The sequence below is a fragment of the Billgrantia lactosivorans genome (genome assembly GCF_003254665.1).
Lineage (GTDB): Bacteria > Pseudomonadota > Gammaproteobacteria > Pseudomonadales > Halomonadaceae > Halomonas > Halomonas lactosivorans.
Map to the genome: position 1 here is coordinate 527,062 of NZ_QHGY01000002.1, position 16,935 is coordinate 543,996.

General features: G+C 69.3%; 21 protein-coding genes. 16 read left to right on the top strand and 5 right to left on the bottom strand.

Features of this window, described 5'->3' with window-relative positions; translation table 11 throughout:
- The first annotated feature begins 143 nt into the window (after positions 1–143).
- From DIS04_RS08125 to DIS04_RS08160, 8 genes are all read left to right on the top strand, one after another.
- Positions 144–2,471: a putative monovalent cation/H+ antiporter subunit A gene (locus DIS04_RS08125; protein ID WP_111413255.1), complete on the top strand. Its 2,328-nt coding sequence runs from the start codon at positions 144–146 to the stop codon at positions 2,469–2,471.
- A complete protein-coding gene (locus DIS04_RS08130) occupies positions 2,464–2,895 on the top strand; it encodes a Na+/H+ antiporter subunit B (RefSeq protein WP_111413256.1) in 432 nt (143 codons plus the stop codon). Before DIS04_RS08125 ends, DIS04_RS08130 begins: the two co-directional genes overlap by 8 nt.
- A 15-nt stretch (positions 2,896–2,910) precedes the next feature.
- Entirely contained in the window at positions 2,911–3,258 is a 348-nt protein-coding gene (locus tag DIS04_RS08135; RefSeq protein ID WP_111413257.1) for a Na+/H+ antiporter subunit C, read from the top strand.
- Positions 3,255–4,772 carry a Na+/H+ antiporter subunit D gene (locus DIS04_RS08140; RefSeq protein ID WP_111413258.1) on the top strand — a complete coding sequence of 506 codons (1,518 nt, stop codon included), beginning with the start codon at positions 3,255–3,257 and terminating at the stop codon, positions 4,770–4,772. Before DIS04_RS08135 ends, DIS04_RS08140 begins: the two co-directional genes overlap by 4 nt.
- Entirely contained in the window at positions 4,769–5,242 is a 474-nt protein-coding gene (locus DIS04_RS08145) for a Na+/H+ antiporter subunit E (protein ID WP_111413259.1), read from the top strand. Before DIS04_RS08140 ends, DIS04_RS08145 begins: the two co-directional genes overlap by 4 nt.
- Before the next feature lie 15 nt (positions 5,243–5,257).
- A complete protein-coding gene (locus tag DIS04_RS08150; protein WP_111413260.1) occupies positions 5,258–5,527 on the top strand; it encodes an MrpF/PhaF family protein in 270 nt (89 codons plus the stop codon).
- Entirely contained in the window at positions 5,520–5,924 is a 405-nt protein-coding gene (mnhG, locus tag DIS04_RS08155) for a monovalent cation/H(+) antiporter subunit G (RefSeq protein WP_111413261.1), read from the top strand. Before DIS04_RS08150 ends, mnhG begins: the two co-directional genes overlap by 8 nt.
- Positions 5,925–6,044: 120 nt before the next feature.
- The gene (locus tag DIS04_RS08160) at positions 6,045–7,316 is read left to right on the top strand and encodes a lytic murein transglycosylase (protein ID WP_179951239.1); all 1,272 of its coding nucleotides are present in this window, start codon (positions 6,045–6,047) and stop codon (positions 7,314–7,316) included.
- Between the two features lie 46 nt (positions 7,317–7,362).
- Here DIS04_RS08160 and DIS04_RS08165 read toward each other — a convergent pair whose 3' ends face one another.
- Complete coding sequence (locus tag DIS04_RS08165; protein ID WP_111413262.1) at positions 7,363–7,956, bottom strand: hypothetical protein; 594 nt, start codon at positions 7,954–7,956, stop codon at positions 7,363–7,365.
- Positions 7,957–8,070: 114 nt separating this feature from the next.
- Here DIS04_RS08165 and rloA3 point away from each other — a divergent pair, with 114 nt between their 5' ends.
- Positions 8,071–8,682 (top strand): retropepsin-like aspartic peptidase RloA3, encoded by a 612-nt coding sequence (gene rloA3, locus DIS04_RS08170; protein ID WP_111413322.1) that lies wholly within the window; start codon positions 8,071–8,073, stop codon positions 8,680–8,682.
- Between the two features lie 3 nt (positions 8,683–8,685).
- Here the strand turns inward: rloA3 and DIS04_RS08175 are convergent, their stop codons facing one another.
- Complete coding sequence (locus tag DIS04_RS08175; protein ID WP_111413263.1) at positions 8,686–9,399, bottom strand: 16S rRNA (uracil(1498)-N(3))-methyltransferase; 714 nt, start codon at positions 9,397–9,399, stop codon at positions 8,686–8,688.
- A 93-nt stretch (positions 9,400–9,492) separates the two neighbouring features.
- Here DIS04_RS08175 and phaR point away from each other — a divergent pair, with 93 nt between their 5' ends.
- The 7 genes from phaR to DIS04_RS08210 all read left to right on the top strand — a co-directional run bounded on the left by phaR (position 9,493) and on the right by DIS04_RS08210 (position 14,612).
- Positions 9,493–9,975, top strand: a complete 483-nt coding sequence (gene phaR, locus DIS04_RS08180) for a polyhydroxyalkanoate synthesis repressor PhaR (RefSeq protein ID WP_111413264.1) — start codon at positions 9,493–9,495, stop codon at positions 9,973–9,975.
- A gap of 133 nt (positions 9,976–10,108) precedes the next feature.
- Positions 10,109–11,404 carry a phosphoribosylamine--glycine ligase gene (gene purD, locus DIS04_RS08185; protein ID WP_111413265.1) on the top strand — a complete coding sequence of 432 codons (1,296 nt, stop codon included), beginning with the start codon at positions 10,109–10,111 and terminating at the stop codon, positions 11,402–11,404.
- Between the two features lie 49 nt (positions 11,405–11,453).
- Positions 11,454–11,894 carry an acyl-CoA thioesterase gene (locus tag DIS04_RS08190; RefSeq protein WP_111413266.1) on the top strand — a complete coding sequence of 147 codons (441 nt, stop codon included), beginning with the start codon at positions 11,454–11,456 and terminating at the stop codon, positions 11,892–11,894.
- Positions 11,894–12,766 (top strand): phosphoribulokinase, encoded by an 873-nt coding sequence (locus DIS04_RS08195; protein WP_111413267.1) that lies wholly within the window; start codon positions 11,894–11,896, stop codon positions 12,764–12,766. The genes DIS04_RS08190 and DIS04_RS08195 overlap by 1 nt, the downstream gene beginning before the upstream one ends.
- Positions 12,767–12,819: 53 nt before the next feature.
- Entirely contained in the window at positions 12,820–13,164 is a 345-nt protein-coding gene (locus DIS04_RS08200) for a histidine triad nucleotide-binding protein (protein ID WP_111413268.1), read from the top strand.
- Positions 13,165–13,351: 187 nt separating this feature from the next.
- Entirely contained in the window at positions 13,352–13,996 is a 645-nt protein-coding gene (coq7, locus tag DIS04_RS08205; protein WP_111413269.1) for a 2-polyprenyl-3-methyl-6-methoxy-1,4-benzoquinone monooxygenase, read from the top strand.
- Between the two features lie 10 nt (positions 13,997–14,006).
- On the top strand, positions 14,007–14,612 hold the full coding sequence (locus tag DIS04_RS08210; protein ID WP_111413270.1) for a DNA-3-methyladenine glycosylase family protein: 606 nt from the start codon (positions 14,007–14,009) through the stop codon (positions 14,610–14,612).
- Positions 14,613–14,680: 68 nt separating this feature from the next.
- On the opposite strand, the gene DIS04_RS08215 is transcribed toward DIS04_RS08210, so the two are convergent.
- The 3 genes from DIS04_RS08215 to DIS04_RS08225 are packed head-to-tail and all read right to left on the bottom strand — an operon-like array spanning position 14,681 to position 16,863.
- Positions 14,681–15,100 carry an OsmC family protein gene (locus DIS04_RS08215; RefSeq protein WP_111413271.1) on the bottom strand — a complete coding sequence of 140 codons (420 nt, stop codon included), beginning with the start codon at positions 15,098–15,100 and terminating at the stop codon, positions 14,681–14,683.
- A gap of 60 nt (positions 15,101–15,160) precedes the next feature.
- A complete protein-coding gene (gene murU / locus DIS04_RS08220) occupies positions 15,161–15,826 on the bottom strand; it encodes an N-acetylmuramate alpha-1-phosphate uridylyltransferase MurU (protein WP_111413272.1) in 666 nt (221 codons plus the stop codon).
- Positions 15,823–16,863 carry an aminoglycoside phosphotransferase family protein gene (locus DIS04_RS08225; RefSeq protein ID WP_111413273.1) on the bottom strand — a complete coding sequence of 347 codons (1,041 nt, stop codon included), beginning with the start codon at positions 16,861–16,863 and terminating at the stop codon, positions 15,823–15,825. Before DIS04_RS08225 ends, murU begins: the two co-directional genes overlap by 4 nt.
- Positions 16,864–16,935: the final 72 nt, after the last annotated feature.

Here is a 16,935-nt window from a genome sequence, read left to right on the forward strand (position 1 = left end):
GCCGCCTCCCGCCACGCCAACGCAAAGCGGTGCGTCTACCCTTCCTTGCCATTCAATACCTTGTCTCTATAAAGTGGATGCGACGAGCTGATGGGAGCGATGCCTGGGCGTGGCTCCGTTCATTGACCGGGGGAGGGCGCCGTATGCAGCTGGCCGTGCTGGGTGGCTTCGTGATGGCGGGGATGGCCCCCCTGCTGCACCGCTGGTTCGGTGAACGAACGCCGCTGGTGATGGCGCTGCTCCCGGCCGCCCTGGCGGTGTGGCTGCTGGCGCGCTGGCCGGCCATCGCAGCGGGCGAGGTGCTGCTGCTCGAGTGGGCCTGGGTACCGGGGCTCGACATCACCCTGAGTTTCTACCTGGATGGCCTGGCCTGGCTGTTCGCCATGCTGATCACGGTGATCGGCAGCCTGGTGCTGGTCTACACCGGCGATTACCTGCGCGGCCATCGCGACCTGCCGCGCTTTCTGGTCGTGCTCACCGCCTTCATGATGTCGATGCTCGGCCTGGTGCTGGCCGACAACCTGGTGACACTGTTCGTGTTCTGGGAGCTCACCAGCATCACCTCCTTCCTGCTGATCGGCTTCAACCATGGCGACCTGTCGGCGCGCCGGGCGGCGCAGCAGGGCCTCTACGTCACGGCCGGCGGCGGGCTGGCGCTGCTCGCCGGCTTCGTCATGCTGGCCATGGCCGGGGGCAGCTGGTCGCTGGCCGAGCTGACGGCCCGGGGCGATGCGCTGCGCGACCACGCCCTCTACCTGCCGCTGCTGGCGTGCCTGCTGGTGGGCGCCTTCACCAAGTCGGCCCAGTTTCCGTTTCACTTCTGGCTGCCCAGCGCCATGGCCGCGCCGACGCCGGTCTCGGCGTACCTGCATTCGGCGACCATGGTCAAGGCGGGTGTCTACCTGCTGGCCCGGCTGCACCCGGCCCTCGGCGGCACCGACGCCTGGACCCTCAGCCTGTCGCTGGTGGGGGCCTTCACCATGCTCACCGGCGCCTTCCTGGCGATCCACCACACCAACATCAAGAAGCTGCTGGCCTACTCGACGGTCATGGCGCTGGGCACCCTGACCATGCTGCTGGGGCTCGGCACCCCGGGGGCGCTGGTGGCCTTCGTCGCCTTCCTGCTGGCGCACTCGCTGTACAAGGGCGCGCTGTTCATGGTCGCCGGTATCCTCGACCACGAGACCGGCACCAAGGACGTCACCCACATGGGCGGGCTGCGCCGCGTGATGCCGCGCACCGCCATGGTTGCCGCCGTTGCCGCGCTGTCGCTCGCGGGAATGCCGCCGCTGCTGGGGTTCGTCGGCAAGGAGCTGATGCTCGAATCGGCGCTGGGCGCCGAACACTATCGCCTGCCGGTCGTCGTGCTGGCGTTCGTGGCGTCCTTCCTGACCCTGGCGGTGGCGGCCATCGTCGCCCTGCGGCCGTTCTTCGGCACCCTCCGGCGTACCCCGCGCACGCCCCACGAGGCCCCGCCGGGCATGCTCGCGGGGCCGGCCCTGCTGGCCGCGCTGTCGCTGCTGCTCGGCCTGGCGCCGGGGCGGCTCGACGACCTGGTGATGGCGACGGTGGCGGGGCTCGGTGCCGTCGATCACGAGGTGCACCTGTCGCTCTGGCACGGCATCAACCTGCCGCTGCTGCTGTCGTTGGCCAGCCTGGTGCTGGGGCTGGCGGTGTGGCACCGCTGGGATCGCCTGCGAGCCCGTCTGGCCCGCCTCAGGCCGCTCATGGCGCGAGGGCCCGAAGCCGGCTACGAGGCGCTGATGGCGGGCATGGTGGCAGGCGCCGAGTGGCAGACCCGCATGCTGCAGAACGGCCATATCCGCAACTACCTGGTCGTGACGCTGCTGACGCTGCTCGGGCTGGTCGGCCACGCGCTGTTCTTCCGCCATGCGCCGAGCCTCGACGTGCCCGTCGAGGCCTACCTGCACGAGGCCGTGGTTGCCGGCCTGATGGTGGCCGGGGCGGTGGCCGCCTGCGTGATGCGCTCGCGCCTGGCGGCGGTCGCCGCGGTGGGCATCATGGGCTTCTCCATCGCCCTGGTGTTCGTCCTGTTCAGCGCCCCGGACCTGGCCATCACCCAACTGCTGGTCGAGACCCTGACGGTGATCCTGCTGGTGCTGGTACTGTTCCGGCTGCCGCGCTTCGCCACCCTGTCGACGCCCACCGAGCGCGCCCGCGACGTCGTCGTGGCGGGGCTGAGCGGGCTGATGATCACGCTGCTGATGCTCTCAGTGCTGGCCGGCGAGCGGCTGCCGCGCATCTCCGACTACCTGATCGCCAACAGCCAGCCGCAGGGCCACGGCCACAACATCGTCAACGTCATCCTCGTCGACTTCCGCGCCCTGGATACCCTGGGCGAGATGTTCGTGCTGGCGCTGGCGGCCATCGGCGTGCTGGCCATGCTGCGCTTCCACGCCGGCGATCACGAGGTTGGGCGCAGCTTGCCGCGGGAGCATGACGATGGTTAGATCCGGTACCCTGATCCTCAGCGTGGCGGCCCGCCTGCTGCTGCCGTTGCAGCTGCTGTTCTCGCTGTTCCTGCTGCTGCGCGGCCACGACGAGCCGGGTGGCGGTTTCATTGCCGGGCTGGTGGCGTCCGGTGCCTTCGCGCTCTATCTCTTCGCCTACGGCGGGCGGGCCATGCATGCCATGCTCAAGGTCTCGCCGCGCGACCTGATCGGCTTCGGGCTCACCCTCGGCGTGCTCTCGACCCTGCCGGCCCTGTGGCAGGGAGAGCCGTTCTTCACCGCCCAGTGGTGGACGATCCCGCTGCTCGACTTCAAGGCCTCGACGCCGCTGCTGTTCGACGTCGGGGTCTATCTCGTGGTGCTCGGCTCCGTGCTGACCGCGATCACCGCCCTGGTGGACACCGACAGGGAAGACGATGCCTGACAACGAGGAGGCGCCATGGAACCCCTGCTAGCCGTTGCCATCGGCATCCTGTTTGCCGCGGCCATCTACATGATGCTGCGCCGCTCCATCGTCAAGCTGGTGATCGGCCTGATGCTGCTCTCCAATGCCGCCAACCTGCTGATCTTCGTCTCCGCGGGCCTGACCCGCGGCGGGCCGCCGCTGGTGCCGCAGGGCCTGGCCGCGCCGCAGGGGGCGGTGGCCGATCCGCTGCCCCAGGCGCTGGTGCTCACCGCCATCGTGATCGCCTTCGGCGTGCTGTCGTTCGCCGTGGTGCTGGTGCGCCGCGCCTGGGAGATCGTGCGCGCCGACGACCTCGACCGGATGAGGGATACCGACACGTGAACCTCCAGATCGCGCTGCCCATCCTGATCCCGCTGCTGTCGGGAGCCGTGTCGCTGCTGTTCTGGCGCTCGCGGCTGATGCAGCGGGTGATCGCCGTGGCCGGCACCGCGCTGCTGCTGGTCGCCAGCGTGTGGCTGCTGGCATCGGTCAGCCGCACGGGCATCCTGGTGCTGCAGGTGGGCGACTGGCCGGCCCCCTTCGGCATCAGCCTGGTGGCCGATCTGCTCGGCGCGATCATGGTGGTGCTGACCGGCATCATCGGCTTCGCCGTGGCGCTCTACTCGCTGGCCACCACCGGCCGCGGCCACGAGGCCTACGGCTACTTTCCGCTGATGCACCTGCTGCTGGCCGGGGTGGCGGGCGCCTTCCTCACCGGCGACATCTTCAATCTCTACGTCTGGTTCGAGGTGATGCTGGTGGCCTCCTTCGCGCTGCTGATACTCGGCAGCGAGAAGGCGCAGATGGAGGGAGCGATCAAGTACGTCACCCTCAACCTGCTGTCGTCGGTGATCTTCCTGGTGGCCGTGGGGCTGCTCTACGGCATGGTCGGCACGCTCAACATGGCCGATATCGCCCGGCGCCTGGCGAGCCTGGAGGACACCGGGATGGCCGACGTGCTGGCGATGATGTTCATGGTCGCCTTCGGCATCAAGGCCGCTGCCTTCCCGCTGTTCTTCTGGCTGCCGGCCTCCTACCACACGCCGCCGGTGGCGGTGTCGGCGCTGTTCGCCGGGTTGCTGACCAAGGTCGGCGTCTACGCGCTGTTCCGGGTGTTCACGCTGATCTTCCACCACAGCCCGGGCTACACCCATGAGATCCTGCTGTGGGGGGCGGGGCTCACCATGCTCTCGGGGGTGCTGGGAGCGGCGGCCCAGTTCGAGTTCCGTCGCATCCTGTCGTTCCACATCGTCAGCCAGATCGGCTACATGATCCTGGGCCTGGCGCTGTTCACGCCGCTCGCCATCGTCGGCGGCGTGTTCTACATCGTCCACCACATCCTGGTGAAGACCAACCTGTTCCTGGTCAGCGGCATCGTCCATCGCCTGCAGGGCAGCTACCGCCTCAAGCGCCTGGGCGGGCTCTATCGCAGCCACCCGTGGCTCGCCGTGCTGTTCCTGATCCCGGCGCTGTCGCTGGCCGGCATGCCGCCGCTGTCGGGCTTCTTCGCCAAGTTCATCGTGATCCGCGCCGGCATCGAGGCCGAAGCCTACGGCGTCACCGCCATCGCCCTGCTGGTGGGGCTGCTCACGCTCTACTCGATGATCAAGATCTGGTCCGAAGTGTTCTGGAAGACGGCGCCCGAGGGCGACGAGACCGAGGCCCGGCCGGCGGTCGGTCAGCGCGAGCTGTGGCTGATGTCGTTGCCGGCGGTGGGCCTGGCGCTGTGCACGCTGTTCATCGGGCTGAATGCCGGGCCCCTGTATGCCCTGGCCGAGGCCTCGGCGGGAGAGCTGCTCGCGCCCGAGCGCTACATCGAGGCGGTGCTCGGCCCGCTGGGGGAGGAGGCGCCATGATCGGGGCCACCTGGAACCTGCTGCTGGGCGTCGCCTGGGTCGTGCTGACCGGCGACTTCAGCGGGCGCAACCTGCTCGCCGGCCTGGCCTTCGGCTACCTGGTGCTGGCGCTGATCCAGCCCCAGGTGCCGGCGCTGACGGGATACGCCCAGCGCCTGCCGCGGCTGATCCGCTTCGTGGGCTTCTTCTTCAAGGAGCTGCTGCTGGCCAACCTCAAGGTCGCCTTCGACGTCGTCACGCCACCCTGGTACATGAGGCCCGGCGTGATCGCCATGCCGCTCAAGGCGCGCAGCGAGTTCGAGATCGCGCTGGTCGCCAACCTGATCTCGCTGACCCCGGGGACCCTGAGCCTGGACGTCTCCGACGACCGCCGGGTCCTCTACATCCACGCCATGTTCCTCGACGACGAGGCCGAGCTGCGCCGCAACCTGGCGGAGCTGGAGCGCCGCGCGCTGGAACTGTTCCACTAGCCGAGGAGGCGAACCGTGTCGACCGTGATCCTGTCGAGCCTGGTAATCATGAGCCTGGCGCTGTGCCTGGCCTTCGTGCGCCTCTACCGCGGCCCCAGCCTGCCGGATCGGGTGGTGGCGCTGGAGCTCTTCTCCTCGGTGATCGTCGGCATCATCGGGGTGGTGGCGATCGCCACCGACGTGCCGAGCCTGCTGGACGTGGCCATCGTCATGGCGCTGATGGCGTTCATGGCGGCCATCGGCTTCGCCCGATTCCTGGAACGCGGAGGGCCGCGCGATGATTGAGATCCTCAAGGGCGGCCTGCTGCTGGTCGGGGCCATCTTCATGTTCCTCGCCGCGCTCGGCCTGGTGCGCCTGCCCGACCTGCTGACGCGCATGCATGCCACCACCAAGGCGGCCACGCTCGGGGCGTCGCTGATCATGCTGGCGGTGGCGCTGCACTTCGGCGAGGTGGCGGTGGTGGCGAGGGCGCTGGGGGTGATCCTGTTCATCATGATGACGGCGCCGGTCGCGGCCCACGTGATCGGGCGTGCCGGCTACTTCGTCGGCTCCAGGCTGTGGCATGGCACGGTCAAGGACGAGCTGCGCCCCAACTACGATCCGCTCACCCATGAGCTCAAGAGCGGCATGGAAACGGATGCCAACGCCGTGCACCAGCCTCGCGAGAACGATCCCAGGTGAGCCTGGCGGGACGGAACGGGAGCGTTACACAATACGACGATTCCCTGGCCCTGCAGGGCTGGCCTGTCGGCCGCTTCTGGGCGATGATCGATGGCCATCGAAGTAAAGGAATACGCCCTCATGATGCGTCCACTGTTCCCTGCTGCACTGCTATTGTTCCTGGCCGGCTGCCAGTCCGCCCCGGTCGCCGACGTGGCGGCCGACGACCGCCAGCCCGAGGCCACCTCGAGCGAGGCAGCGACACCCGAGCTGGCCCCCAGCGAGGCCGAGCGTCCCCCCCAGGACTTCCAGGCCTGGCTGCGCGACTTTCGCCGTCAGGCCCGCGGCGAGGGGGTCGGGGACGCGACCCTGGCGCGTGCGCTGGATGACGTTCGCTATCGCCCCCGCGTGATCGAGCTCGACCGCTCGCAGCCCGAATTCGTGCGTCCCATCTGGCAATACCTGGACAGTGCCGTCTCCTCGACTCGGGTCAGCGAAGGGCGAGACCGGCTCGACGAGCATCGCGAGACCGCCCGGCGAATGGAGCAGCGCTACGAGGTTCCGGCCGAGGTCGTGGTGGCGATCTGGGGCATCGAGAGCAACTACGGTGGCAACTTCGGCGACTTCTCCACGGTGGAGGCGCTGGCGACCCTGGCTTTCGACGGGCGCCGGCGCGACTTCGCCCGCGGTGAACTGCTGGCCGCGCTGCGCATCCTCGACGCCGGCGACATTACCCCGGAGCGCATGATCGGCTCCTGGGCCGGCGCCATGGGCCACACCCAGTTCATTCCCTCCAGCTTCGAGACCTACGCGGTGGATGGCGACGGCGATGGGCGGCGCGACATCTGGGGCAGCATCCCCGATGTCATGGCCTCCACCGCCAACTACCTGGCGCGGGCCGGCTGGCAGCCCGGCCAGCCCTGGGGGACGGAGGTGCGCCTGCCCGATGGCTTCGACTACGCCCAGACCGAGCTCTCCACTCGGCGCTCGAGCCGCGAGTGGGCGGAGCAGGGCGTGAGGGCGGTCGATGGCGGCAGCCTGCCCGACTTCGACGAGGCTTCGGTGATCGCCCCGGCGGGCGCCCGGGGACCGGCTTTCCTGGTGGGGCCCAACTATCGCGCCATCCTGCGCTACAACAACGCCACCAGCTATGCCCTGGCGGTGGGCACCCTGGCCGACAGGATCGCCGGTCGCGAGGGCGTGCGGGCGGAGTGGCCGCGCGACGTGCAGCCGCTGTCGCGCAGCCAGGTGCGCGACCTGCAGCAGGCCCTGAACGCGCGCGGCTTCGATGTCGGCGACCCGGATGGCGTCATGGGGCCGAACACGCGGCGCGGCCTGCGCCAGTATCAGCGCAGCATCGGCGTCACCCCGGACGGCTTTGCCACGGTGAGCCTGCTGGAGCGGCTGCAATGAGTTCCTGGCCGCGACCGGGCCCGCAGAGAGCCCGGCAACGGAAAGATCAGTTGTCGCTGTCGCTGGTCCATTCGTCGAGGGTCTCGCTGATACTACGTCCGGCACGCTCGGCACCCTCCTGGGTGCGCTCCCAGGCGTCCTCGGCATTCTCGCCGATGCGATCCAGCCCCTCCCGGGTTCGATGCCAGGCGCTCTCAGCCCCTTCGCCGGTGCTGTCCCAGGCCTCGCGGGCACGTTCTCGGGCGGACTGCATCCACTCCCGGTCGTAGCGAGGCATGGCGTCCACGGCCTCGATGTCCGTCTCGACGATGATGTCGTGCTGGGTCTCGCCGTTTTCGTCGAAGTTGACCAGGCGATAGTGCTGGTTGGTGATGACCACGGCATCTCCGTCAAGGCCCACCGAGTCGTGGGTATCGACCACGATGGCCTGAACCTTCCTGTCGTCGCCGAGAAGGATGTCGACCACTTCGCTGGGCTCACTGTCGGGAGCGCTCTCGAAGTGTACCTCGGCCTCGAGAATGTCGTGGGTCGAGTAGAGGCCCTGGGGGTCGAACTGGGCCTGTGCGTCGATGGCGAGGCCGGCCATGAGCAGGCCGGCCGAGGTGGCCAGGGTCGTCCTTGCCAGACGTGGCTGAGTCATCGTATCGCCCTCCTGATCCGTGGTGACACGAACAGTGTAGTAAACGTAACGCCTGTGCCGGCAGGTCGCACAGGGTCCTGAGCGTCGACGAAGAACGGAGGTGAGTCCATGATCATGCAGTGGCAGGCGGTTTCCTCGCGGGCGTGCCGAGCCCCCCTGTCTTGGGTGGCCCTGACGGCAGCGCTGCTTGTCGCCGCTCCGCTGGCGGCTTCGGCCGGTGAGCGGCCGGCGGTGTTCGGCTGGGTCGAGAAGAGCACTCTCGAGCCCTGGGGCGTCGAGGTGAAGGCCAAGCTGGACAGCGGGGCGCTGACCTCCTCGCTCGACGCCCGCGACATCGAGCGCTTCGACAAGGAGGGCGAGAAGTGGGTGCGCTTCCGGCTCAAGCTGGAAGACGAGGCCGATGGCGAGACCTTCACCGAGTGGCTGGAGCTGCCGCTGTACCGCAGCCTCAGGCTGCGAGGCGCAGGCGGAGTCGATCGGCGCCCCGTGGTGCTGATGAAGATCTGCATGGGCGACACTGTCTTTGAAGAGCAGTTCAGCCTGCGCGATCGCGGCGACATGAACTATCCGCTTCTGCTCGGGCGTCGCACCATCGGGCACCTGGGGCTTCTGGACGTGCGCGAAACCTTCCTGACCGACCCGGACTGCGGCGAGGACGCGACCCTGGTGGAGCATGACCCCGACGAGGACGATGCCAGCGATCAGGCCGAAGAACCCGACGACTAGCGCCTAGAACAGGCGTGCCAGCAAGGCGACCACCGCCGTTTCCACCCGCAGGATGCGCGGACCCAGGTGGATGCCTTGGCAGCCGGCCGCGAGCAGGCGCTCCACCTCGAACGGGATGAAGCCGCCTTCCGGGCCGATGAACAGCACGGCGGGCTCGCTGAGGCCCGTCGGGCAGGCCTGGGGCATGCCGGGGTGGGCCACGAGCCCGCGCCGGCCTTCGAGCAGCGCCGGCAGCCGGTCCTCGACGAAGGGGCGAAAGCCCTTGGCCAGGTGCACCTCGGGCAGCACCGTGTCGCGCGCCTGCTCGAGACCCAGCACCAGGTGCTGGTGGAGCTTCGCCGGGTCGAGCTCGGGAGATTGCCAGTAACTCTTCTCCACCCGCCGGGTGTGGAGCAGGGTGATCTGCTTCACGCCCATGGCGGTGACGTGCTCTAGGCTGCGGGCCAGCATGCGCGGGCGCGGCAGGGCGAGCACCAGGTGCAGCGGCAGCGCCGGCGGAGGGGGGGTGTCGAGCCCGGCGAGCGCGAAGCGGGCCTCGTCGTCCGACAGCAACGTGAGCTCGCCACGGCCGATGCCGCCCCCTGTCACCCCTAGGGTCAGGCTGTCGCCGACCCGGGCGCGATGGACCTCCCTCAGGTGGCGCAGGCGGCGCGGGTCGCGCAGGCACGCAAGACGCTCGTGGAGGATCTCCTCGGGGGTGAGCAGGATCAGGTTCATCGGGCCTCGTTGGTCGCTTCGATTTGCAAGGGCGGTGGCGCGGTGCACAATAGCAGCCAAGGGCAGCCTGCCTTCCAAACAAGGAGTGCCATCGTGCGCGTGATTCGCAAGTATGCCAACCGTAGGCTCTATGATACCCAACAGAGCCGCTATGTGACGCTGGAGGATCTGCGACGCCTGGTCCTCGACGAGGAGCCGTTCCGGGTCGAGGATGCCAAGAGCGGGGAGGACCTGACCCGCACCATCCTGCTTTCGATCATCATCGAGCAGGAGCAGGCCGACGGCGAGGCCGAGGTGTTCTCCAACGACCTGCTGGCCCAGTTCATCCGTGTCTACGACATGGCGCAGCCGCTGCCGCTGGCACGCTACCTCGAGCAGGGCACGCAGCTGATGCTCGAGCAGCAGAAGCGCATGCAGGACCAGTGGCAGCAGGCCATGCGCCATTCGCCCATGGAGCTGATGCGCGAGATGGCCGAGGAGAACATGCGCTTCTGGCAGCAGGCGATCGGCCAGGGGCAGCCGGATAAGTCCGAGCCGAAGGAGCAGAAAGGCAAGCGCGACGACGGCGACAAGTGAGGGCGACGGGCAAGCCGCCTGCACGGGGCGGCGTGGCGGGCAGCTTTCTGCCATAATGCCGCGACGCCCTCCCAGCCGAACATCGGGCCGCTCCCAGCGGGCCCGTGCAGCACGAGACAGGAATAGCAAGCGGATGAAGGTTCTGATCATCGGCGGCGGTGGCCGCGAACACGCCCTGGCCTGGAAGGTCGGCCAGTCGCCCCGCGTCGAGCGGGTTTTCGTGGCACCCGGCAATGCCGGCACGGCACACGAGCCGGGCCTGACCAACGTTGCCATCGAGGCAACCGAGCTGGAGCGCCTGGTAACGTTCGCCCGCGACGAAGACATCGCCTTGACCATCGTCGGCCCCGAGGCGCCGCTGGTCGAGGGCGTGGTCGACCGCTTCCGCGATGCCGGACTGGCGATCTTCGGCCCCACCCGGGGCGCGGCCCAGCTCGAGGGCTCGAAGTCCTTCACCAAGGACTTCCTGGCGCGCCACGCCATCCCCACGGCCGCCTATCGCACCTTCACCGAGGTCGAGCCGGCACTGGCCTACCTCGCCGAGCAGGGGGCGCCGATCGTGATCAAGGCCGACGGCCTGGCGGCGGGCAAGGGGGTGATCGTGGCCATGACCCTGGCCGAGGCCGAGGCGGCGGTACGCGACATGCTCGAGGCCAACGCCTTCGGCGACGCCGGCGCCCGCGTGGTGATCGAGGAGTTCCTCGCCGGCGAGGAGGCCAGCTTCATCGTCATGGTCGACGGCGCCACGGTGCTGCCGATGGCCACCAGCCAGGACCACAAGCGCGCCCTGGACGGCGACGCCGGCCCCAACACCGGCGGCATGGGCGCCTACTCCCCGGCGCCGGTAGTGACCGAGAGCGTTCACGAGCGTGTCATGGAGCGCATCATCATGCCCACGGTGCACGGCATGGCGGCCGAGGGGCATCCCTACACCGGCTTCCTCTATGCCGGCCTGATGATCGACGCCGAGGGCAACCCCAGGGTCATCGAGTACAACTGCCGCTTTGGCGACCCCGAGACCCAGCCGATCATGCTGCGCCTGCAGTCCGACCTGGCCGAGCTGTGCCTGGCGGGCGCACGAGGCGAACTGGCCGGCCACACCTGCGAATGGGATCCGCGCGCCGCCGTGGGGGTGGTCATGGCCGCGGGCGGCTACCCCGGCAGCTACCGCAAGGGCGACGCCATCGAGGGTCTCGACGCCGCCGCCGCGACCGGCTGCAAGGTGTTCCATGCCGGAACCGCGGAGGGGGAGCCGGGGCGAATCGTGACCAGCGGCGGGCGCGTGCTGTGCGTTACCGCGCTGGGGCACGGCGTCTCCGAGGCGCGCGAGCTGGCCTATCAGGGCGTGGCGGCGATCCGCTGGGAAGGCGCCCAGTTCCGTCGCGACATCGCCTACCGGGCGGTCGCCCGGGAGCGGCAGGCCGGCTGATTCCGCCATCCGGGTGCCGCGGCCCGACAACCAGCGTCAGGGAGAGCGCATGGAACGCATCAAGCTGGAGTTTCCCCAGTCGGCCATCGTGCACCGACAGCCGCTGTCGGTGCGCATCACCGACATGAACTACGGTCGCCACCTGGGCCACGATACCCTGGTGTCGCTGCTCCACGAGGCGCGCATCCAGGCGTTCGGCTCACTTGGGCTGAGCGAATGGGACATGGGCGGGTTTCCCAGCGTGGTGGCCGATCTTGCCGTGCAGTACCAGTCCGAGGCGCGCTGGCCCGACGCGCTGGTGGTGGAGACCGCCATCCCGGCGCCTAGGGGCAGGGCGATCGCGGTCTTTCATCGCGTATGCCATGCCGAGGGCGGCCGGCCGGTGGCCACCGCTCGCCTCAACCTGGTGCTGGTGGATCCGGCCCAGGGGCACAGCGTCGTCATCCCCGATGCCGTCAGCCAGGCCCTCGGCGGAGCGGAGAAGGCCTGATGTCTCGCGAATATCCGATCATCGCCGTGACCGGTTCGTCAGGTGCCGGCACCACCACGGTGAAGCGAACCTTCGAGCGCATGTTCGCCCGCGAGGACGTGCATGCCGCCTTCGTCGACGGCGACGCCTTCCATCGCTACACCCGCGAGGAGCTGGCGCGCATCTTCCGCGAGGAGCCCGAGCGCAAGAACCAGCTCTCGCACTTCGCCGTGGAGGCCAACCTGCTCGACCGCCTCGAGGCGCTGTTCCAGGAGTACGGCGAGCACGGCACCGGCACCTTCCGGCACTACATCCACGCCGAAGACAAGCAGATGATCGAGGCCGGCTACCAGGTCGGCACCTTCACCGAATGGCAGCCGCTGCCCTGCGGTACCGACCTGCTGTTCTACGAGGGGCTGCACGGCGGCCTGGTCACGGCGGAGCACGACATCGCCCGCCACGTCGACCTGCTGGTGGGGGTGGCGCCGACCATGAACCTCGAGTGGATCCAGAAGATCGACCGCGACATCAAGATGCGCGGCTATTCGCAGGAGGCGGTGATCGACACCATCCTGGGCCGCATGGACGACTACGTGCGCTACATCCAGCCGCAGTTCTCGCGCACCCATATCAATTTCCAGCGCGTGCCGACGGTGGACACCTCCAACCCCTTCGAGGTCCAGGACATCCCCAACGACGCCGAGTCGTTCGTGGTGATTCGCTTCCGCGACCCCTCGACGGTGGATTTCCCCTGGCTGCTGGCGATGATCCAGGATTCCTTCATGAGCCGTCCGCACACCCTGGTGGTGCCCGGTGCGCGCATGTCGCTGGCCATCGAACTGATCCTGGCGCCGCTGGTGCGCCACCTGCTGGCCCAGCGGCGCTTTCGCTGAGGGTGGCCCCACCGCGGGAGCCCCCTCCCGGCAACCGACAGGAGCTCGAGCCGATGCAAGACTGTCTCTTCTGCAAGATCGTCAAGCGCGAGATCCCGGCCGACATCGTCTTCGAGGATGACGAGGTGCTGGCCTTCAACGACATCAACCCCCAGGCGCCGACCCATATCCTGGTCATTCCCAAGCGACACATCGCCACGCTCAACGACATCGAGGAGCCGGACCAGGCGCTCGTCGGCAAGCTGCCGCGGGTCGCCGCCCGACTGGCCGCGGAGCGCGGCTTCGCCGACGCCGGCTACCGCGTGGTGATGAACTGCAATGACCAAGGCGGGCAGACCGTCTATCATGTTCATATGCACCTGATGGGCGGTCGACGCTTTACTTGGCCGGCTGGCTAGCCGGCGCTATGCGGAGCAAGCCGCGCGCGTCGAGGCGTGCGACGCATCAGGTGCACCTGATCATGGCGCCACCCGGCAGGGTGGCGCTGCCGTGCTTGCCGCACCCTGCCGGGCGTCCGAGTGAGGCTGCCCTCCCGCCGCGGACAGCAAGGCCGCGTAGCGCAAGCGTCGTACAGGAACGAGCGAGATGAACCGCAACTACTCCCATGCCGACAACCTGATCCATCAGTTCGATACGGTGCTGCGCACCCTGGTGCCCCATGCCGCGGTGGCGTCGCGCCCCTCGCCGGCAACGGCGGAGATCCGGGACGACGACATGACGGCCGAGGAGCGGCGCCATGCCGCGGGGCTGATGCGGGTCAACCACACTGGCGAGGTGTGCGCCCAGGCGCTCTACCAGGGCCAGGGCTGCACCGCCAAGCTTCCCGAGGTGCGCACCCAGATGGAGCATTCGGCCCAGGAGGAGATCGACCACCTGGCCTGGTGCGACGAGCGGCTGCAGGAGCTCGACAGCCATGCCAGCGTGCTCAACCCGGTCTTCTATGCCGCCTCCTTCGGCCTGGGGGCGGTGGCCGGGGCGATTGGCGACCGGATCAGCCTGGGCTTCGTCGCCGCCACCGAGGAGCAGGTGGGCAAGCACCTGGAGGAACACCTGGCCAAGCTGCCCGCGGGCGATCGTCGCTCCCGGGCGGTGCTGCGCCAGATGGCCATCGACGAGGCGCACCACGCCCATCTGGCGCTGGAAGCCGGTGGCGCGCGCTTTCCGGCGCCGGTCAAGTTCGGCATGAGCCTGATGTCCAAGGTGATGACCAAGAGCGTCTATCGACTCTGAGCGCCATGTCATGACGGAAGAGATCCATCGACGCTGCGTCGAGGTCGCCCGCGAGCTGAGCCCGCAGCTTGCCGATGCCATCGAGCGTGGTGGGCCGGTTGCGTTGACCGCCGACGACAGCCGGCCGCTGGCCGAGCGCCTGTGCCGCTCGATCGCGGGGCAGCAGCTGTCGGTGAAGGCGGCGCGCTCGATCTGGGCGCGAGTCGTCGATGCCGCCGGCGACGCGCCGCTGATGGCGTTCCTCAGCGAGCCGAACCAGGACATGCTGCGCGGCTGTGGCCTGTCGGGGGCCAAGGCCAGGGCGCTGTGCCTGATCGCCGAGGAAGCCAGGGCCGGGCGGCTCGAGGCCGAGGAGTTGCGCCGTCTGGACCATGCCGAGCGCTCCCGGCGGCTGACCGCGTTGTGGGGCGTGGGTCAGTGGACGGCCGACATGATCTCGATCTTCTACTTCGGCGAGCCCGACGTCTGGCCCGAGGGCGACGTGGCCGCGCGCAAGACTCTTGAACGCCTCACCAGCCCGCGGCGCAAGACGCTGCGCACCGCGGCGCGCTTCGCTCCCTACCGCTCGCACCTGGCGCTCTACCTGTGGCGCCACGTGGATGCGCCGCCTGTGTAGCCGCTGCGACGAGACGCACAAGGCCCGCACGCGCGGGCCTTGTGCGGTCCAGGGGGCAATGCCGCCGGTCAGTCGTCGACGATGCTGTAGGAGTGGGTGACCTCGACGCCGCCCTTGGCCAGCATGATCGAGGCGCTGCAGTACTTCTCGGCGGAGAGCTCCACCGCGCGCTTGACCTGGCTCTCCTTGAGATTGTGCCCGCTGACGGTGAAGTGGACATGGATCCGCGTGAACACGGCGGGAACCGTGTCGGCACGCTCGGCCTCGACGGCGGCCACGCAGTCGGTGACGCCTGCGCGCGACTTCTCGAGGATTTCCAGCACGTCGAAGGAGGTGCAGGCGCCCATACCCATCAGCAGCATCTCCATCGGGCGCGGCCCGGTATTGCGGCCGCCATGATCGGGCGGGCCGTCGATCACCACGCTGTGGCCGCTGCCCGATTCGGCAACGAATTGACGTCCGTCGGTCCACTTGACGCTGGCTTTCATGAGCAGGATTTCCTTATCGAAGCGTTGATGCGGGCAGCTTACCACTGTGCGGGGCGTGACTCAGCCTTGGCGCAGTTCCCGATCCAGTTCGACCAGACGCTCGGGCGTGCCCACGTCGACCCAGCGCCCGCGATGATGGCTGCCGCCGACGCGGCCGGCGTCCATCGCCTCGCGCAGCAGCGGTGCCAGGGGAAATTCTCCCGGGGCGCGTGCGGCCACCAGGGCCGGGGCGATCAGGCTGAGGCCGGCAAAGGTCAGGCGCGGCTCGCCGCCGGATCGCACCCGGCCGGCGGGGTCGAGATGGAAGTCGCCGCCGGGGTGATGGCGGGGGTTGTCGACCAGCACCAGATGGGCCAGGTCGTCGCCGAGCGGCGGCAGGGCGGCGGGGTCGAGGTCGCACCAGACGTCGCCGTTGACCAGCAGGAAGGGGGCGCTGCCCAGCAGCGGCAGCGCCTGGCGGATACCGCCGCCGGTCTCCAGCGGGGTCGCCTCGCGGCTCCAGGCGATGCGCAGCCCGTAGCGGCCACCGTCGCCCAGCGCCTCGATGATCTGCTCGGCGCGATAGCTGACGTTGATCACCACCTCGCGGATGCCGGCCGCCGCCAGCCGCTCCAGGTGGTGCACGATCAGCGGCTTGCCGGCCACCGGCAGCAGCGGCTTGGGGCAGTGGTCGGTCAGCGGGCGCATGCGCTTGCCCAGGCCGGCGGCGAGGATCATCGCCTTCATGTCGCCTCCGGGGCGCTGCCGCCAGCCAGGCGCCTCTCCAGCGAGGGCCGGAATGTCTCGGCGAGCCAGCGCTGGAAGCGCGCATGCTCGGGCAGCGCGACGAGGCTCTCCTCGAGATGGCCGAGGAAGTGCGGCAGGCGCTCGAGGTAGCCGGCGCGGCCATCGCGCAGGGTCAGGCGACAGAAGATGCCGAGCACCTTGAGCGCGCGCTGCGCGGCCATGGCCTGCGCCTGGCGCTGGAAGGTCTCGTGAGTGACGGCTCCGCGCAGGCGGCCGTCGGCGATCGCCTGCCGGCGGAAGGCCTCGACCCAGGCGGCGAAGCGCGGCGCCGGGAAACGGCAGTAGCGGCCGCGCAGCAGCGAGATCAGGTCGTAGCTGATGGGGCCGGCCACGGCGTCCTGGAAGTCGATCAGGTAGAGCCGTTCGTCCTGCACCATCAGGTTCATGGCGTCGAAGTCGCGATGCACCGTGACCACCGGCTGGGCCAGGGCGGAGTCGATAAGTGCCTGGCGCAGATCGGTCCAGCCGGGCGGCGGGGAGAGGCCGAGCCAGCCTTCGAGACACCATTCGGGGAAGAGGTCCAGCTCGCGGCCGAGCAGGGGCGCATCGTAGGCCGGCAGTGCCTCCGGGCCGGCGCGATTCTGCAGCGCGTGGATCAGCGCGATGGCCCGCTCGTGCCAGGCCAGGGTGTCGGCGTGATCGCTGCCGGCGAAGCGGTGCTGCAGCGGCGTGTCGCCCAGGTCGTCGAGCTCGAGGAAGCCGGCCTCGAGGTCCACCGCATGCAGCGCCGGGACCGGCAGGCCGCCGGCTCGCCAGCGCCGGGCGATCTCGACGAAGGGGCGGCTGTCCTCCTGGGCCGGCGGGGCGTCCATCAGCATGCGCGAGCGGCCGTCGGGCAGGCGCAGGCGGAAGTAGCGGCGGAAGCTGGCGTCGCCCGCGGCCAGGCGCAGGTCGAGCGCCGCGGCAGGCAGGCCGTGCTGGCCTGCCGCCCACTGGCGCAGGGCGTCGAATCGCGTCGCGGTGTCGACCGTGGTCATGCTGGCTCCTTGTGTGCCGGGCGCTGCCGGTTGACGCTCGTGGGGCGCCGCCGCATGCTGAGCGGTCAGTCG